Raw genomic sequence first — 16980 nt, 5'->3', positions numbered from 1 at the left:
CGCCCGAGATAGCCGAGCGTTGGTTAGCGAGAGGTTAGATTTGCATGCAAAACGAGCGGAAAAATTTGTAACAGTGTCGTCATGCAACATCCGCGGCTAACAAAGTTTCCGCGCAGTCGATCAGCGTTTCCCGCGCGGGCCGCGGCGCGAAGCCGAGTAAGTCCCGCGCCAGGGAGGTGTCGACGTCCCGTCGCTGGCCGAGATCGCCCGCGAACATGCGGAGCTGCGGCATGAACAATGCGAGCGCCCGGACCGCCCAATTGGGAAGCACCTTGTCCGGCACTTTCGCCGCGCGTTCGCCGAGCCCCTCGCGAAGTATCCGGGCGATGTCGGTCATCCACAGGAACTCGCCCGTCGCGAGGAAGCGCTTTCTGGGAGCCTCAGGCGCGGTGAGCGCATCGATATGCAGCTTCGCGAGATCGCGGACGTCGACGATCGCCAGCCCCATGTTGAGCAGGCGTGCCGGCCGACCCTTGAGCAGATTGCCGATGACCCATACCGAAGCCGGATCTCCGTTCTCCAATATCGGGCCGAACACCGCGCCAGGCAGGATCGTGGTCAGAGTCGTCCTGCCTGACGCAGTCTCCATGAACTCCCACGCAGCGCGTTCGGCCAGGATCTTGGAGCGGCGATAGGGATCGAGGAGCGGGTCGTCGGGGTCCGCCCAGATCGATTCGTCACTGATGCGTCCGGATTCGCGCGGTGGTCGGGCGGTGGCCGCGGCGGACGTCATCACCACGCGATCGACGCCTGCCGCAATCGCCGCGCGCAACACGCGCAGACTGCCGTCACGCGCCGGAGCGACGAGCGCATCGCGAGTTCTCGGCGCGTCGCGGCCGAGCGGAGAGGCGATGTGAAGGACATGGTCGCAACTCGCCATGGCATCTTCCCAGCCCGCATCCCGGGTCAGGTCGACTATCGCGAAGGTCAACCGGTCGTCGGGATCGATTTGCTTCGAAACGGCGGCCCGTACGCGCGGCTCAGCCGTGGCATTGCGCAACGTGGCGCGCACGGTGAAACCCTGGCGAAGGAGCTCGACGATACACCAGCCGGCGACGAATCCGGTTCCTCCGGTCACCAGCACTGTCCTGGTCACGATATTCAACTCCGAAACGGTTGCGGGGCTAGGTTGCCCGAATGGGTCTACAGCCGTATACTTATGGAATGAGCATAAGTCTACAAGTGTATATTTGATGGGGGATGGCACAAGGGAGCCCCGTCGGCGCGATGCCGTGGCGACGCGTGCCGCAATCCTGCGTTCGGCGCGCCGAGCGTTTGCGGAGGTGGGTTATGACGGGGCAGGGGTGCGCTCGATCGCGCAGGGCGCGGGCGTGACAGCGATGCTGGTCAATCGCTATTTCGGATCGAAGGAGCATCTGTTCGCCGAGGTCGTGGCCGACAGCATGGCCGATCCAGTGATCCTCTCGCCGGAGAATATTGCATCGCCGACGATCGGCCGCGATTTCGCGGCGGCGCTGGTGGGATTGACGGGGGCGGAGGAACACCCGCTCGACGGATTCCTAATCCTGTTCAGATCGGCGTCCAGCCCGGTGGCCGCGCGGATCGCACGCGAGCAGATCGAGGCGATTCACCAGGCCACGGCAAGCGCCGCGGTGCGCGGGGATCGGGCACCGCAGCGCGCCGCCTTGATGCTGTCGCTGGTCGCCGGCGTGCAGATGATGCGGCAGATGATCGGCCTCCGCGCTTTGACGGAGGCCGATCCTGGAACGCTTGCCGAGTTGCTCGCGCCGCTGTTTCAGCAGTTGCTGGCGCCTGGGGATTAGTCCCAATCTATCGCGGGTGCGAATAGCGCTCCGTCTTCCTTACCGTCACCCCGGCCTTACCGTCACCCCGGCCGAAGTGCCGGGGTCCACCGTGCGGCAAGCCGAGACACCGGAGCCTATAGCGGCTCGCGCAGCGGAAGAGTGGACCCCGGCATTTCGGCCGGGGTGACGGACAGGGAAATGGCCAAGCCGAGGACGGCCTGCCGCCTCGGCTGAATATTGATCGTGCCGAAGCCTTACGCGGCCAAGGCGTAAGGCTTGATCTCACCGTTCAGATAGAGGTTGCGTGCCTTGGCGCGGCTGAGCTTGCCCGAGCTGGTGCGCGGCAGCGTGCGCGGCGGCACGAGCTCGACGACGCAGTTCATGCCGGTGACCGAACGGACGCGCTCGCGGATCTCGTCGCGCAAGCGCAGGCGCTCCTTCTCATCGGAGGTGCGGCACTGGACGAGCACCGCCGGAGTCTCTTCGCCGCCGGGCGTGGTGATCGCGAAGGCTGCGATATCGCCCTGCTTGAAGCCGGGAAGCTGCTCGACGGCCCATTCGATATCTTGCGGCCAGTGGTTGCGGCCGTTGATGATGATCATGTCCTTGGCGCGGCCGACGATGTAGATATAACCGTCGGACATATAGCCCATGTCGCCGGTATCGAGCCAGCCATCGACCAGGCAGGCATCGGTCGCTTCCTCGTCGCGGAAATAGCCGACCATCACCGACGGGCCCTTGCACCAGACCTTGCCGATCGCCTTTTCGGGGAGCGGCGTGCCGTCTTCCTCGCGGATCTCGATCACCATGTCTCGTGCGGGCTTGCCGCAATTGACGATGGCGCGAAAGCGCTGGGGCCGGTCGGCGCGCGAGACGCCACCCGAAAGCTGGGTTTCCTCGACCAGCTCGACGATGATTCCCTCGCCCGGAGGCATGATCGAGACGGCCAGCGTCGCCTCCGCAAGGCCATAGCTGGGCAGGAAGGCCGAAGCCCTGAAGCCGGCATCGGCGAACGCGTCGACGAACGACTGCATCACGTCGGGACGGATCATGTCGGCGCCATTGCCCGCCACGCGCCAGCGCGACAGGTCGAACCGGTCCGAAGCCTTGGTCTGGCTTGACATGCGGCGCGCGCAGATGTCGTAGCCGAAGGTCGGCGAATAAGAGAGGGTGGTACCGGGATTGCGACTGATCAGGTCGAGCCAGGCGAGCGGCCGCCGCGCGAAATCCTCGGTTTTCAGATAGTCGGTCGAAACCTGGTTGGCGACGATCGACAGGAAGCAGCCGACCAGCCCCATGTCGTGATACCAGGGCAGCCACGAGACGCAGCGATCGCCGTCGCCGACGTTCATGCCATGGCTGTGCGCGGCGAGATTGTTGAGCAGCGCATTGTGCGTGATCGCCACGCCATGCGGGAAACGGGTCGAGCCGCTCGAATATTGCAGATAGGCGATGTCGTCGGTGCTCGCCTGCGGCAATTCCGTCTCGGGCGCCTCGCGCTGGCCGAATTCGGACCAGTCGATCCCCTCGACACCGGAAACGCGCGCGGCTTCGGCACACATCGCGCCGATCTCTGGCGGGAAGATCAGCATGCTGGGGTCGCAGCTGTCGAGCTGGACGCGAAGCTGGTCGATATAGCTCTGCGCGCCGCCGAACGAAGTGGGCAGCGGCAGCGGCACCGGCCAGGCGCCGGCATAGACCACGCCGAAGAACAGGCTCGCGAATTCGGTGCCCGTCTCGGCGATCAGCGCGATGCGGTCCTCGGGCTTGACGCCCGCGGCGATCAGCCGGTGCGCCTGCGCCAGCGCATCCTCGCGCAGCTCCCTAAAGCTGTAGGGACGCACCAGATTGCCGCGCGCATCGTGGAAATTGAGTCCACGGACGCCTTGGGCGGCATAATCCAGCGCCTCGCCAAGCGTCGCGAAATCGGCGAGCCGGCGCGGCAGCTTGTCGTCGGTGGGCGTCGGAGCGGGCGTTCCCGTCTCCGCGTTCATCTCAAGCGATCCCGTGTCTTCCAAAACCATTCTTTTCTCGTGCCCCTGTGAGCAAGCAGGCCGTTGTGCCCCCACAACGCATCGATAGACGATCGGCTCTGCTACGCACTGTCGTTCAAAATCGGTTGCCAGTGTGGCACAATCATGGCGCATGTCCCGCCCCCAGCGCCCCAGACCCCCGCTAGAGCCTTCCGATCTCGAGCGTTTCGCGTTGCGCTATGTCGAGCGCTACGCGACCACGCGCGGCAAGCTGACCGACTATCTGAAGCGCAAGATCCGCGAGCGCGGCTGGGCAGGGGCCAGTTCTCCGGATCCCGCGGCGCTGGCCGAACGCATGGCGGAACTCGGCTATATCGACGATCGCGCCTTCGCCGAGGCGCGCGCCGGTGCGATGGGCCGGCGCGGGCTGGGCGCCCGCCGCGTCAACCAGGCGCTGCGTCATGCCGGCATCGACAGTGAGGATGCCGAAGCGGTGGCGCCGGTCATCCGGGCCGATGCGGGAGCGAGCGCGGTGGCCTTCGCCCGGCGGCGGCGGATCGGCCCGTTCTCGCGCGAGGTGGCGGATCGGCCGCTCCGCGAGAAGCAGATCGCGGCGATGATTCGGGCGGGCCACGCCCTCGATCTCGCCCGGCAGATCGTCAGGATGGAGCCCGGAGAAAGCGTCGAAGCGTTGCTTGCCCCGGACCGGGACTGACCTTCACAAACCAATTCCCATTTCCGGTAATGCTGTGTTAATGTTGCCGACTTGGGGGATAACAAATGCGTGCTGACCAACAGCTTGCGTCGAACGACTATGCGGTGACTCCGGAGGATGCCCCTCATTTCGAGGCGGAAGACGGCAGCGATGCGCAAATCTATTGCGGCGTCGTCAAATGGTTCGACGTTACTCGGGGATTCGGCTTTCTGGTCGCTGACGACAGCGAAGCCGGTGATATTCTTATCCATTTCACGGTGCTCCAGGAACATGGCAGACGCAGCCTGCCGGAGGGGGCAAGGGTCGAATGCGTTGCCGTGCAGCGCCAGCGGGGGCTTCAGGCGCGCGAGATCAAGTCGATCGATCTCAGCCAGGCCGTCGAGCCGCCCAAACGCCCGGCCGAACGCGCCGAACGGCTCAAGCTGATCGAGGAGGCCGGTCCCTATGAGCCGGTCAGCGTCAAATGGTTCAATCGTCTCAAGGGCTATGGATTCCTGGTGCGCGACAGCGATACCGCGGATATATTCGTCCATATGGAGACGTTGCGGCGCGCCGAGATCGAGGAGGTCGAACCCGGCCAGCCCTTGCGGGCCCGCATCGTCGCGGGCGAACGAGGGCCGCTAGCCGTGGCGGTCGAAAGGACCGATTGAGTCGATGATAGTGAAGCGTAGGTTCGCTGCGGCGGTTGCCGCCACGGCGTTGCTCATGTCGGGCGCATGCAAGGGCGAGTCAGGCGCCAATGCCATGAGCGCCCAGGCGGCTGCCCAGATTCCGCTGACGGTCCAGACCAGCGCCGGCCCCAAGCAATTCAACGTGGAGGTCGCGCGTACCGCCGCCGAGCAAGAGCGCGGGCTGATGTTCCGCACCAATATCCCGGCCGATGGCGGCATGATCTTCACGCCCTATCCCGCCGATGGCGGTGGCCCGCGCGAGGCGAGCTTCTGGATGAAGAACACCCCGAGCGCGCTCGACATCATCTTCATCCGACCCGACGGCACGATCGCGCGCATCGCCGAGAATGTCGTGCCCTATTCGGAAACGCCGGTGAAATCGGGCGAGCCGGTTAGCGCAGTGCTCGAGATCAATGGCGGCAGAGCTGCCGAACTGGGCATCACACCCGGCGACAAGGTGCGCTGGATGGGCCAGGGGCAATAGAGCAGCGGTAATAAGCAATCACGCGTTGCCTCCAGCCGCCGGGTCACGCTAAGGGGCGCGCATGGGAATCCTGAAGTCAAGCTTCACCTGGTGGGAAGGCGCCACCTTCGGCACGTGGTTGGGCCTGCGTGGCAAGAGCAAGGTTGGCGAGGATTCGCTCGGCAATATCTATTATCAGGGCGGGACCGATCCCAACGGGATCACGCGCCGCTGGGTGATCTACAAGGGCGCGAACGATGCGAGCCGAGTTGCCCCCGAATGGTTCAGCTGGCTGCACCATCAGATCGACGAATCACCCGATCAGGCGCTTCCCGCGCCACGCGCCTGGGAAAAGCCCTGGGAGCCCAACCATACCGGCAGTGAGCTTGCCTATCGCCCGCCCGGCGCGCTTGAGCAGGGCGGGCACCGCGCCCGCGCCACCGGGGATTACGAGGCCTGGGCGCCCGACGCATGACGCTTCGCGCCGGACACGCGGCGGCGGTGCTGCTGCTCGGCCTTGGCGCGTGTTCGGGCGGTCGCCAGCCCGAGGCCGGCAACAACAGCAGCAGCGGCGACATCGTCGTCACCAGCGATGCACCGGGCAATCGCTCCGGCCCCGAAGTGGTGGCGGTGGGGCCTGACGGCAGCACGATCGACGCCGCGGCGACGCCGATGCAGGATCGCGTCGCGACGCTCGGCATCCTCAACAAGCGCAACGGCGCCGCGCGCGAGTTCAAGCTCAAGCCCGGCCAGGCGGCGCGGGTCGACGACGTGATCGTGCGTCTGCGCGCCTGCGAGCGCACCGCGCCCTGGGAGACGGACCAGCTCACCGGCGCCTTCGTCCAACTCGACGTCCAGCAGCCCGACAAGAGCTATCGCCGGGTCTTCTCGGGTTGGCTCTACAAGGAGCGCCCTGCGCTCAACGTCGTCCAGCACCCGGTCTACGATGTCTGGCCCAAGAGCTGCGAAATGACCTTCCGCGACAGTGGACCCGATACCGTGCCTGCCGGATCGCCGGGCGAATCGAACCGGTCGAGCGCGAAGAAGTCGCCATCGACCGAAGGCGCGCCGAGCGAGAGCCCGGCCGAGGTTTCGCCGAGCGCGGCGCCCAGCAACGCGACATAATCGTCGCGCGGGATCTCGACCGCCCCCAGTGAAGCGAGATGCTCAGTCTGGAACTGGCAATCGAGCAACGTGAATCCGCCCGCCTTCAATCGTGCAACGAGATGGGCGAAGGCGACCTTTGATGCATCGCGCACGCGCGTGACCATCGATTCGCCGAAAAAGGCGCGGCCCAGCGCGAGGCCATAGAGGCCGCCGGCCAGGCGGTCGCCGTCCCAGCATTCGATCGAATGCGCGAAGCCACGCCGGTGGAGCTCGATGAAGACCCGCTCGATCGGGCCGTTGATCCAGGTATCGGGCCGATCGCCGGCGCTCTCGGCGCATAGCTGGATGACCCGTTCGAACGCGGTATCGGCAGTGACGCGGAAACGATTGGAAAGGATCGTCTTCCTGAGCGAACGCGATAGATGGAATTCTTCGAGCGGCAGCACGCCGCGCAGCTTGGGCTCAACCCAATAGACGCTCGATGCGATGCGATGATCGGCCATCGGAAACACGCCCATCGCATAGGCACGCAGGACCAAATCGGGGTCGAGATCGTGTTGCTGGGAGAGTCGGTGCGTCACATCATCCTAACGCTTGGAGGCCAGTCGGCGTTCGATCGCCTGCCATAAATTGGCGAAGGCCTGGGCGCCCGCGGTGCGCGGCGCGAAGGCACCGACAGGCTGACGCCGCGCGGCGACCGCCTCGATCACGCTCGCGGACGGAATGATCGGCCAATCGGGATTGCGTTCGATCGCTTCGACATGGAGCTTGCGCCGGCGATCCACCATCGAGTGGATCGGCATCAGCGCGGCCTTGCCTTTCAGATGTGCGGCGACTTCCTCGAACGCGCGCTCGGACAGCGGCGAGGGAACAACGGGCACGACGATCAGATCGGCGGCGCGCATCACCTGCTCGCTGGTCTCGGTCAGGCCCGGCGGGCAATCGAGCAGGATGCGGTCATAGGCCTTGGCCACGTCGCCGAGCAGCTTGCCCAGCCGCTTCTTCTTGTCGAGATCGTGGAAGAGCTGATCGAGGCCGCGCAGCGAGGTGTCCGCGGCAATCAGATCGAGCCGCGGTGTTTCGGTCGGCTGGACGAGCCGTGCGGCGGCGATATCCTTCGAGAAGATCGCCTGGGCCTTGTGCTTGGAAGAGCCGTCCCCGCCGAGCAGGAAGGTGGCGGCTGCCTGGGGATCGAGATCCCAGAGAAGCGTGGTACGCGCCGAACGTACGGCAGAGATCCAGGCCAAGTTGACCGCCAGCGTGGTCTTACCCACGCCGCCCTTCAGACTATAGACCGCGATCGTCGGCACCCTTTTCTCCTCCGCCAGGCAAGCTGGCATGAAAAAGGCCCGGCGGGAATGCCCGCCGGGCCCGGAATTAAGTCCGATTGACCGATGTCAGGCGTGGCAGGTCTTGGAGCCCTTGCCCGGCAGTGTGACGTCGACACTCTTGGGCGTGCCCGTGAGCTTGTAGCCGCCGTCGGCGACATAGGGCTCGCCGGCGGCGGGCGCCTTGAGCATGGTCGGCTTGCCGTCCTTCTCGGTGCGGACATTGACCTGCTTGTCGCCCTGGAAGAATTCGACATAAATCAGGCTGTTATCGCCGCAGCGCAGCGTCTTGCTCGCTGCCACTGCCGGCGGGAGCTCGACCTTCGGCGCGTTCTTCAGCGCTTCCGCCATCGGGTCCGGCGCGCGGCTGTCGACTTCTTCGGCTTTGTTTTCACAAGCAGCCAGCGCCAGAAGCGCAGCTGCGGCAAATGCGATCGGGGAGGGGTTCTTCATAGCGAAAGGTGCTTTTCCTTGAGTCGCAAGAATCGTCAAGTGATTCTGGATATAAAGTCACATAATATTTGTGCGACGCAGCGAGATGTTCCACATGTTGCGCAAATCGCGGCCCCGCGCGCCTACTCGTGAAATTCACTCATTTCCGGAATGCGTCCGAAAGCGATTTTTGTACCGACTCGATCGATCCTTCCGCCGCCCATTGGCCCGACGCTGACGGCATGACGTCCGAACTTCTCGTTCAGCCTGTCCATAGCACGGGAAAGCGCCAATGTCCGCGTCTCGCGTGCGAGCGGGTCGTCGGGATCGAGCGCGCCGAACAGCGAACCCTGTTCGCCCTCGACCGCCTCGATCTCGGCCAGGGTGACGCCCACCATCCGCAGGCGGAAGCCGCCCGTCCGGGCGCGGCCCGCATCAGCCAGCCGTGGGAACAGCGAGTCGAGCGCGGCGAGGATGACGAAGCTGTCCTGCGTGCTCGGCAGCTTGATCGATGCGCGCCAGTTGGACTTGTCGTCCTCGAACTTGCCGTGGAGCACCAATAGCCGGCTGCGATAGCCCTTGCGGCGCAGGCGGCTGGCGGCCTTGAGCGCGAGCCGGCGCGCGGTGAGCCGGGTCGGCTCGAGCCCGCGCTTGGCGGGCGACAATACGTGGCTGTGGCCGATCGTGCGGCTCTGCGTCGGCTTTTCGGGCAGGTCGACGCCGTGGAGCATGTACCAGAGCCGGTCGCCATTGACGCCGCCCCAGCTGGTGCCGGCGTCGCGCGGGCGCCGCTCGCAATATTGGCGGATGTCGAGGATGCCGTCCTGGGCAAGGCGGTGCTCCATCTTGGCGCCGATCCCGGCAATGTCGCGCAGCTTGAGGTCGAACAGCCGGTGCGGCAGTTCGTCGGCGGTGAAGACGATCAGCCCATCGGGCTTCTGGATGTCGGATGCGAGCTTGGCGAGCAGGCGGTTGGGCGCGATGCCGACCGAGCTCGTCAGGCACTCGCCTATCCGGGCGCGGATGCCCGCCTTGATCCGGTGCGCGAGCGCCACCGCCGCCTCCATGTTGTTCTCATTGTCGAGCAGGCGGCACGCCACCTCGTCGATCGAGCAGACCTGGGTGACCGGAATGTGCTTCCAGATCTCGGCGACGATCGCGTCGTGGAACTCGACATATTTCTCATGCCGCGCCGGGGTGATCAGGATGTCGCGGCATTTGCGCTTGGCCTCCCAGACCGGCGTGCCGGTGGAAATGCCGTAGCGCTTCGCCTCGACGCTGGCGGCGATCGCGACCGTGGTATCGGCATCGACCGGCGCGACGATCACCGGGCGCCCGCGCAATTCGGGCTGGAGCTGCTGCTCGACGCTGGCGAAATAGCTGTTGAGATCGAGGAACAGCCAGCGCAGCGGCCGGGGCGGGAAGGCGAGCAGCGGCGGGCGAGGCTCTAAGGGCAAGGATCCCGGGGCAGGGCAGGTCGCAGCCGGCATGACGACGGAACATTAACAGAACATCGTGATCCCGGACAGCAAGAATCGCCGGCTTGACCGCGACCCGGGAGATGCGCAGGGATCGGCAATGCCACTGGAGATACCGACGATGCGCTTCCTGTTGCTGGCCATGCCGCTGCTGCTCGCCGGGTGCGGATCGGATGAATCCGCGGATAACGTCGCGAATATCGCGGCGCCGGTGCTGCGCAAGGGGCCGATGCTTGGCAGTGTCGATCTGTCGCAGCCGGTGCGCGCCAGCGGCGCGTCGCCCTTCTGGGCGCTCGAGATCGCGCCGGGGCGGATCACCTACACCAATTTCGCCGGGGCAGGCGGCAAGGTGACCGACCTCTATCCGGTCTCTCCCAAGGTTGACGCCGACCGTGCCGTGTTCGCGACACAGACGCCCGACGGCGACGTGGTGACGATCACGCTGACGCGCGCCGAGTGCACCGAAAAGGGGGCGCCCCCGGTCACCGACCCACTGACTGCGGAACTGAAGATCGGAGCGCGGGTGCTGGCGGGGTGTGCGCGGTCCGGGCCGGCTGGCGAGGTCGGGCTCGAGCCCATCGGCAACAACTCGGCACCCGCCAGCGCCGGGAACGTCACTCAGTAGGCTGCAACCGCGGGAAGCGTGAAGCAGAAGGTGGCGCCGCCGCCGGGCGTATCTTCCACGCGGATGGTGCCGCCATGCGCCTCCACCAGGTTGCGCGAGATCGCGAGCCCCACGCCCAATCCACTCGATGAGGTGCCGAGGCCCGGCTGGAACAGCGCCTCCCGGATATCGGCGGCGACCCCGGGGCCGTTGTCGATCACCCGGATCTCGATCTCGTCGGCCGATCGGGCACGGGTTTCGACGATCACGAGACTACCGTCCGCGCTTTCGGTCGCTTCGGCGGCGTTGCGGAGCAGGGTCGCGAGAATCTGGACGAGCTGGACATGATCGACCATCGCCCGGGATGCCGCGTCGCCGATCTCGATGCGGAACAGCGGAAGCTGCCCGGGTGCGGCGGCGCCGACCAGGTTGATCGCTTCGGTGATGATCGGCTTCAAGAGGTGGACTTCGAGCGTCAGGTCCTCGTGCGAAACCATGCGGCGGATTCGGCGGATAATCTCGCCGGCGCGCTGGAGCTGCGCCTCCGCCGCGGCGGCGCGCTCGCGGGTGGCATCCGCAGTCGGGTCCGCATCGAGACGGATCGCCGACAGATAGTTCGCCGCCGCGGAGAGTGGCTGGTTGAGCTCGTGCGCGATCGTCGCCGCGATGGCGCCGAGCGCGCCCGCGCGAGTCAGCTCGATCACCCTCCGCTCCATGTCCCCGCGCTCCGCGAGCAGGCGCTCGCGTTCGGCGATGCCGGCGCGCAGCGCATCGTCGGTACCGATGCGGTGCTTCGCCAGCGCGACATAGCTGGAGAGCGTCTGCAGGAACCGCACCTCGGTCTCGTCGAAGCTCAGTGTGCCGCGCCGGCCAAAGGCGAGCGTGCCCAGCAGCTTGCCGGCATGCAGCAACGGCGTGCAGACATAGGCATCGAGCCCCATGCGCCGGGCAAATGCGTCATGCGCTTCGATCGAATCCTGGACATGGCTGGCGATGAGCGGCTTGCGATGCTGTGCCACCCAGCCGCACACTGCTTCGCCGACCTGGATGCGGGCGCCCGCTTCTGCCTCGTCGGCGGTCAGCCCGCCATGCGCCGCGAGATCGAGGCCGGCATCCTCGTCATAGGAATAGTGGAAGAAGACATCGAGCTTGAGTTCGGTGCGGATCATCCGGAACAGCCGGTCGAGCGCCGAGCCAAGATCGTTCGCGTCGAGCAGGTCGGCGGCGCTAGCGGCAAGCAGCTCCAGGAAGCGCAGCTGGCGAGCCTCGGCGAGCCCGTTCTCGCGAGTCTCCGGCCCATCTTGGCTGATCACAACGCTGTCCGAGGTCATTTCAAGTCTGCTTCTCCGAGCAAAATCTATGTTCGCAGGCGCAACAACGAAAGTCCGTATTTGTCCCGGGCGGTGGGTATGAAGGGGTATAGACCTCCTGCGAAAGGGACCGGCGGCGCCGGATCGCCGCCGGTCCCGCGCGCCGCACCCTAGAGCGGTCGCGCTCCCTCGGCCGTGGTTCGGGCGATGCGGCTTCGGGATTGGGCGAGATCGACCAGACTCAGGAACTCCTGGCGCCAATAGGCCTGACTGCCGAAGCCCCATTGGGTACCCGCCAGCCGGCGGATATCGGCATAGCCCCAGTCGCCTAGCAGCGTGTCGCCACGCAGCTTCTGCGCGAAGCCCGCGACCGAGACGGCGAACGCCATGTCGCCGGTGGGGAAGGGTGCGGCGCGGAGCAGCGAGGCCTGAACCGGTCGTTCGATTAGGCGGGACGTGTCGCCATTGGGCAGCTTGTAACGCAGTTTCACCGTGGCGAGCTCGTCGCCGCCGGCATCGGACAGGCGGGCGCCGCGCTGGTTGCCTGCATAGCGGCGCTCAGGGAACCAGCCCTTGGCGCCCGCGGGTACGATCTCGTAGATCGCCGTCACCTGGTGCCCTGCGCCGATATCGCCCGCATCGACCTTGTCGTCGGCGAAATCCTCTTCTTTCAGCGCGCGGTTCTCATAGCCGATCAGGCGATACTGGCTGACTTGGGTCGGATTGAACTCGACCTGAACCTTCACGTCCTTGGCGATCGTGAAGAGCGTGGAGGAAAGCTCCTCGTCCAGCACCTTCCGCGCTTCCGATGCGCTGTCGATATAGGCGTAGTTGCCGTTTCCCTTGTCGGCGACCGACTCCATCATCGCGTCGTTGAGATTGCCCTGGCCGAAGCCGAGCGTAGTGAGCGTGATGCCGTCATCGCGGTTCTGCTCGATCAGCTCCTCGAGCTGCTTCTGGTCGGTGATGCCGACATTGAAGTCGCCGTCGGTGGCCAGGATCACGCGGTTGATGCCTTCTGGGCGGAAAGTGGCGCGCGCGGTGGCATAAGCGAGCTGGATGCCTTCGCCGCCGGCGGTCGATCCGCCGGCCTGGAGACCGTCCAGCGCGGCCTTGATCAGCCGCGGGTCGTTGGTCGGCGGCAGCACCAGCCCCGCCGCGCCTGCATAGACGACGATCGAGACGCTATCCTGCCGCCGCAGATTGTCCGCCAGCATCGCCAGCGCCGATTTGACCAACGGCAGCTTGTCGGGCTCGTCCATCGATCCTGAGACGTCGACCAGGAAGACGAGGTTTGCCGGCGGGCGCTCGCTGCGGGCAAGGTCATAGCCGCGCAGCCCGACGCGGAGCAGGCGGGTGTCCGGGTTCCACGGCGTCTGCGCGACATCGGTGGTGATGCTGAACGGCGCGCCGCGATCCCCGGGCAACGGATAATTGTAGCGGAAATAATTGACGAGCTCTTCGGAGCGCACTGCATCCTTAGGCGGAAGCTGGCCCTGGTTCAGGAAGCGACGGACATTGGCATAAGCGGCGGTATCGACATCGACCGCGAAGGTGGAAACGGGCGCTTCGGCTACCGCGCGGACCGGCGAGACGTCGTTCGCTTTGTATTTCTCCGCGCTCTCCGCCGGCGGCACGCCGTCGAACATCGAATCGGTGGTTACTTCATAGCTGGGCGTCCCGTCAGGGCCGCTTTGTCCATCGCTGCACCCCGCCAGCATGGCGGCGGCAATTGCACTAGAAATCAGGGACTTGACGCGCATTGCATTCTCTCCTGCCTTAATCTCGCCGTAATTGTGGCACGAATAAGGCGGAGCCGGCAAGAAAAACCTACTCAATCAGTAGGAATATGGATTCAGCCCGTCAGATGGATGCGCAGCGCCTCCCAGGCAGGCAGCTTCGTTGCGAGACCGACCGTATGGAGCGGGCTGCTCGAGGGCAGGGCGACGATCGCGTAGTTCGCGGCTGCCGGGCCCAGTTGCTTCACGCCGTGGCGAAGCGCGGTGCCGCCGTTGAAGGCGATCGCGCGCAGCCGGGGCAGGGTAGCGGCCAGCGCTGCGAGATCGTGTCGCTCGATGTTGCGCATCGCCGCATCGGTGCTGCCCTGTCGCGTAGCGCTGGCCACCACGTCCCATAGCCCGATATGCGCGTCGCACAGTGCAGCGAGGCGATCTTCGTAGGGAAGGGCCGCCAGGTCCCGGCCCGCGGCGGACGAGATCAGCCGCCAGAACTGGTTCTGCGGGTGGGCATAATAGCGCCGCTCGGCGAGCGAGCGCTGGCCGGGCAGCGATCCCAGCACAAGCAGGCGAGTATCGTTGTCGACGACGGGCGGGAAGCTGTGCTTGCGTGGCTCCATCGGCTTGCGATAGCTTCTCCAAATGGCGCGCACCATCACCCGATACCGCGACTTCTGGCCCTATTATCTCCAGGAGCACGCCAAGCCCGGCACGCGGACGCTGCACTATATTGGCACCGCGCTGACCCTCGTGTTCCTAATCGTCGCGATCCGGTCGGGCGGCTGGTGGTGGGCATTGCTGCCGCTCGCCGGATATGGGTTCGCCTGGGGTGCGCATTTCGGCGTCGAGAAGAACCGGCCGGCGACCTTCACCTATCCGCTCTGGTCGCTCTTCTCGGATTACCGGATGTTTTTCCTGTGGATCACCGGAAGGCTGGGGCCGCATCTCGCACGCGCCGGGGTTGCGCGCTGATCAGCAAGCGGTGAGGACGAAGCCCGCATTCACGCGATCGAGCGCGGCGCCCAGCGGGCTGCACGGGTAGGGACGCGCTTCGGAGAGCAGGATCAGGTCCGCTGCGCCATCATGCTCGGCGGCAAGCGCGGTGATGGGTTCGCCGATTTCGAAGACCAGGCTGGTGCTGGGATGCGCCTCCGTTTCGGCGCGGTGGCGGGCATGGCGGATGCAGCCGGGGGAGGGATCGACGCCGCGTCCTTCGACGGACACGAAGCCGAGCTCGCGGGCTCGGGCGGCGGCACGCAGCAGTCGATCACCATTGCCGCATGCGAGATCGAGGATACGGATCGAGCGATGGCCCCGGTGTCGCCATTCGGCGAGCCTGGAGGCGATCTGGGCAGTGCTCGGACCCTGCCCTGGGTCGTCGGAATCGTCCGCGGTGCGCGCCGACCGGAACAGGCCGGTCAGGCTGAAATGCGGTGTCATCCCGTGTTTCTCCAACATTGTTTGCGAGATTGGAATTAGGGGAGCCGCGCGTAAAGCTTCGAGAGGGATTGTGCCCGCCGGCATAGCGTTTCCATAAAGTCCCCAATTCGAGCTTCGCATCGGCCTATCAGCCCTTGCTTGCCGCGGGTGCCTTTGCGCCCCTATCTAGCGGCCATGCATGCGACCCCCGACACGCTGGCCCTGATCGGCAACACGCCGATGGTGCGACTGAAAGGCCCGAGCGAGGCCACTGGCTGCGACATCTTCGGCAAGTGCGAATTCGCCAATCCCGGCGCCTCGGTGAAGGACCGCGCGGCGCTGTTCATCGTCCAGGACGCCGAGGAGCGCGGCACGATTCAGCCCGGTGGGACGATCGTCGAGGGTACCGCCGGCAATACCGGCATCGGCTTGGCGCTGGTCGCCAATGCCAAGGGCTACAAGACCATCATCGTCATGCCGGAAACCCAGTCGCGCGAGAAGATGGACACGCTGCGTGCTCTGGGCGCCGAGCTGGTGCTGGTGCCCGCCGCACCCTATTCGAACCCGGGCCATTTCATCCACACCTCGCGCCGCATCGCCGAAGAGACGCCGAACGCGATCTGGGCCAACCAGTTCGACAATATCGCCAATCGCCGTGCGCATATCGTCGGCACCGCCGAAGAGATCTGGGCGCAGATGGACGGGCGGATCGACGGATTCACCTGCTCGGTGGGCACCGGCGGCACCTTCGCGGGCGTTGGGTTGGGTCTGAAGGCCAAGGACGAGCAAGTCTGCATCGCCCTCAGCGATCCTTATGGCGCGGCGCTGTACGAATATTATGCATGCGGGGAACTCAAATCCGAGGGCTCTTCGGTCGCCGAAGGCATCGGGCAGGGGCGCATTACCGCCAATCTAGAGGGCGCGCCGGTCGACACGCAGTTCCGAATCTCTGACGAAGAGGGGATGGAGTGGGTCCGCCGGCTTCTGTCAGAGGAGGGTCTGTGCCTGGGGCTTTCCTCGGGCATCAATGTCGCGGGTGCGGTGCGGCTCGCGCGCGAGTTGGGTCCCGGCAAGCGCATCGCGACGATCCTGTGCGACACCGGCTTTCGCTATCTCTCGACGTTGTACAATGGCGAGTGGCTAAAGGCGAAGGGACTGCCCGTTCTGCCCTGGCTCGCGCACGGCTGATCCTGTCGCTCGACAAGTTAGCGATAACCCGTTACATTTATGCCACAGGTATGAAGTCGGGATCGCACCAAGACTCTGCCCAGGCGATGCAGAGAATTCGCGTCGGCATGACCGGTCTAGCGATCGTGTTGGTGCTGATCGGAATCGTGAGCGTGGTCTTTTCCTCCGCAAATCGCGAACGGCCGGTCTCCGCGATCGGCGCATCCAACGCCTCGGTAGTGGCCAATCTTTCCGAGGGCGGCACCGAAAGCGTACTCGAAAAGAACAAGGATGAGCCGCTCGCCGAACTGGGCGTTGCGCCCAGCACCGAGTCCACCGAAGCCGTCAACGCAGCCGAGATCGCGCGGCGCGAAGAGGCGCGGAAGCGCGGCGAAGCGCCGAACTAAGTCTTTTGATTCGCGTCCTGAATGGACTCGGTTGAGGGTGACGCGCAACCGGATCGACCCGATATCTGCGCCGATTTGCAGGGTTTTCGCGGTTTGTGGAGTCTGGGCGAGGTTCGCCGCGCCGCATGTCCCGCTGTCGCAGCGGTGGAGAAATCGGGAACCGGCGCCTCAAAGCTCGTTTTCAGGGCGTGCGCCGGGATTTGGCCCCACCAGCTCAGGAATTACACCTAAAACGCCCAGATCCGCCCAAGAGAGGCTAAAACAAACGTAGAACATATAATGATTATAAAGTAAACATTCTTCGAAATTGGCGTCGAGTGGGGCAAATACCCGCTCAATCCCCGATTCACCCGTTGTATCCCCGACCGGTTTGTGATTAAACAAGCTGGTTAAGGGGGGCACGA

20 protein-coding genes and 1 pseudogene are annotated in these 16980 nt (G+C 65.3%); 10 read left to right on the top strand and 11 right to left on the bottom strand.

From position 1 onward, the window contains the following. Window positions 1-79 precede the first annotated feature (79 nt). On the bottom strand, window positions 80-1078 hold the full coding sequence (locus IAG41_RS08325) for an NAD-dependent epimerase/dehydratase family protein (protein WP_222950594.1): 999 nt from the start codon (window positions 1076-1078) through the stop codon (window positions 80-82). 154 nt (window positions 1079-1232) lie between these two features. On the opposite strand from IAG41_RS08325, the gene IAG41_RS08320 reads away from it, so the two are divergent. After that, window positions 1233-1784 (top strand): TetR/AcrR family transcriptional regulator, encoded by a 552-nt coding sequence (locus IAG41_RS08320; RefSeq protein WP_222950593.1) that lies wholly within the window; start codon window positions 1233-1235, stop codon window positions 1782-1784. 236 nt (window positions 1785-2020) lie between these two features. Here IAG41_RS08320 and IAG41_RS08315 read toward each other — a convergent pair whose 3' ends face one another. Next, window positions 2021-3790, bottom strand: coding sequence for a fatty acyl-AMP ligase (locus tag IAG41_RS08315; protein WP_187728154.1), 1770 nt, complete (start codon window positions 3788-3790; stop codon window positions 2021-2023). 121 nt (window positions 3791-3911) lie between these two features. Between IAG41_RS08315 and IAG41_RS08310 the strand changes: the two genes are divergently transcribed. The 5 genes and pseudogenes from IAG41_RS08310 to IAG41_RS23455 all read left to right on the top strand — a co-directional run. Further along, on the top strand, window positions 3912-4454 hold the full coding sequence (locus IAG41_RS08310; protein ID WP_187728153.1) for a regulatory protein RecX: 543 nt from the start codon (window positions 3912-3914) through the stop codon (window positions 4452-4454). Window positions 4455-4519: 65 nt separating this feature from the next. Next, window positions 4520-5104, top strand: coding sequence for a cold-shock protein (locus IAG41_RS08305; protein WP_187728152.1), 585 nt, complete (start codon window positions 4520-4522; stop codon window positions 5102-5104). Between the two features lie 10 nt (window positions 5105-5114). Next, window positions 5115-5609 carry a DUF192 domain-containing protein gene (locus IAG41_RS08300; RefSeq protein WP_410468076.1) on the top strand — a complete coding sequence of 165 codons (495 nt, stop codon included), beginning with the start codon at window positions 5115-5117 and terminating at the stop codon, window positions 5607-5609. A gap of 61 nt (window positions 5610-5670) precedes the next feature. Further along, window positions 5671-6063, top strand: coding sequence for an NADH:ubiquinone oxidoreductase subunit NDUFA12 (locus tag IAG41_RS08295; protein WP_187728150.1), 393 nt, complete (start codon window positions 5671-5673; stop codon window positions 6061-6063). Further along, a pseudogene (locus IAG41_RS23455) lies at window positions 6060-6494 on the top strand (DUF2155 domain-containing protein); the annotation flags it as partial. The gene IAG41_RS08295 and the pseudogene IAG41_RS23455, both read left to right, overlap by 4 nt. A 35-nt stretch (window positions 6495-6529) precedes the next feature. Here the strand turns inward: IAG41_RS23455 and aat are convergent. The 4 genes from aat to IAG41_RS08270 form a co-directional block, all read right to left on the bottom strand. After that, entirely contained in the window at window positions 6530-7213 is a 684-nt protein-coding gene (gene aat, locus IAG41_RS08285; protein ID WP_222950633.1) for a leucyl/phenylalanyl-tRNA--protein transferase, read from the bottom strand. Window positions 7214-7282: 69 nt separating this feature from the next. After that, entirely contained in the window at window positions 7283-8005 is a 723-nt protein-coding gene (locus tag IAG41_RS08280) for a ParA family protein (protein ID WP_316251117.1), read from the bottom strand. 87 nt (window positions 8006-8092) lie between these two features. After that, window positions 8093-8476 carry a hypothetical protein gene (locus IAG41_RS08275; RefSeq protein WP_187728147.1) on the bottom strand — a complete coding sequence of 128 codons (384 nt, stop codon included), beginning with the start codon at window positions 8474-8476 and terminating at the stop codon, window positions 8093-8095. 122 nt (window positions 8477-8598) lie between these two features. Then, the gene (locus IAG41_RS08270) at window positions 8599-9912 is read right to left on the bottom strand and encodes a Y-family DNA polymerase (RefSeq protein ID WP_262408545.1); all 1314 of its coding nucleotides are present in this window, start codon (window positions 9910-9912) and stop codon (window positions 8599-8601) included. A 121-nt stretch (window positions 9913-10033) separates the two neighbouring features. On the opposite strand from IAG41_RS08270, the gene IAG41_RS08265 reads away from it, so the two are divergent. Continuing rightward, window positions 10034-10558 (top strand): hypothetical protein, encoded by a 525-nt coding sequence (locus tag IAG41_RS08265; protein ID WP_187728145.1) that lies wholly within the window; start codon window positions 10034-10036, stop codon window positions 10556-10558. Here the strand turns inward: IAG41_RS08265 and IAG41_RS08260 are convergent. From IAG41_RS08260 to IAG41_RS08250, 3 genes are all read right to left on the bottom strand, one after another. Then, a complete protein-coding gene (locus tag IAG41_RS08260; RefSeq protein WP_187728144.1) occupies window positions 10552-11868 on the bottom strand; it encodes a sensor histidine kinase in 1317 nt (438 codons plus the stop codon). The two genes, IAG41_RS08265 and IAG41_RS08260, sit on opposite strands and share 7 nt — an antisense overlap. A gap of 149 nt (window positions 11869-12017) precedes the next feature. Beyond that, complete coding sequence (locus IAG41_RS08255) at window positions 12018-13610, bottom strand: vWA domain-containing protein (protein ID WP_262408544.1); 1593 nt, start codon at window positions 13608-13610, stop codon at window positions 12018-12020. A 92-nt stretch (window positions 13611-13702) separates the two neighbouring features. Continuing rightward, window positions 13703-14239 (bottom strand): DNA-deoxyinosine glycosylase, encoded by a 537-nt coding sequence (locus IAG41_RS08250; RefSeq protein WP_262408543.1) that lies wholly within the window; start codon window positions 14237-14239, stop codon window positions 13703-13705. On the opposite strand from IAG41_RS08250, the gene IAG41_RS08245 reads away from it, so the two are divergent. Continuing rightward, window positions 14226-14555, top strand: a complete 330-nt coding sequence (locus IAG41_RS08245) for a DUF962 domain-containing protein (protein ID WP_187728143.1) — start codon at window positions 14226-14228, stop codon at window positions 14553-14555. The two genes, IAG41_RS08250 and IAG41_RS08245, sit on opposite strands and share 14 nt — an antisense overlap. On the opposite strand, the gene IAG41_RS08240 is transcribed toward IAG41_RS08245, so the two are convergent. Further along, window positions 14556-15023, bottom strand: coding sequence for a methyltransferase domain-containing protein (locus tag IAG41_RS08240; RefSeq protein ID WP_187728142.1), 468 nt, complete (start codon window positions 15021-15023; stop codon window positions 14556-14558). Between the two features lie 174 nt (window positions 15024-15197). Here IAG41_RS08240 and IAG41_RS08235 point away from each other — a divergent pair, with 174 nt between their 5' ends. Together IAG41_RS08235 and IAG41_RS08230 are read left to right on the top strand one after the other, a co-directional pair. Further along, window positions 15198-16190: a cysteine synthase A gene (locus IAG41_RS08235; protein ID WP_187728141.1), complete on the top strand. Its 993-nt coding sequence runs from the start codon at window positions 15198-15200 to the stop codon at window positions 16188-16190. Further along, a complete protein-coding gene (locus tag IAG41_RS08230) occupies window positions 16139-16576 on the top strand; it encodes a hypothetical protein (protein WP_262408542.1) in 438 nt (145 codons plus the stop codon). The genes IAG41_RS08235 and IAG41_RS08230 overlap by 52 nt, the downstream gene beginning before the upstream one ends. A gap of 168 nt (window positions 16577-16744) precedes the next feature. Here IAG41_RS08230 and IAG41_RS08225 read toward each other — a convergent pair whose 3' ends face one another. Further along, the gene (locus IAG41_RS08225; protein WP_187728140.1) at window positions 16745-16978 is read right to left on the bottom strand and encodes a hypothetical protein; all 234 of its coding nucleotides are present in this window, start codon (window positions 16976-16978) and stop codon (window positions 16745-16747) included. Between the last annotated feature and the right edge of the window lie 2 nt (window positions 16979-16980).

Origin of the sequence: Sphingomonas sp. JC676 (assembly GCF_014489075.1) — a bacterium.
GTDB lineage: Bacteria > Pseudomonadota > Alphaproteobacteria > Sphingomonadales > Sphingomonadaceae > Sphingomonas.
Note: the sequence above shows the minus strand (reverse complement) of the source record. Positions and strands in the feature narration are given on the sequence as shown.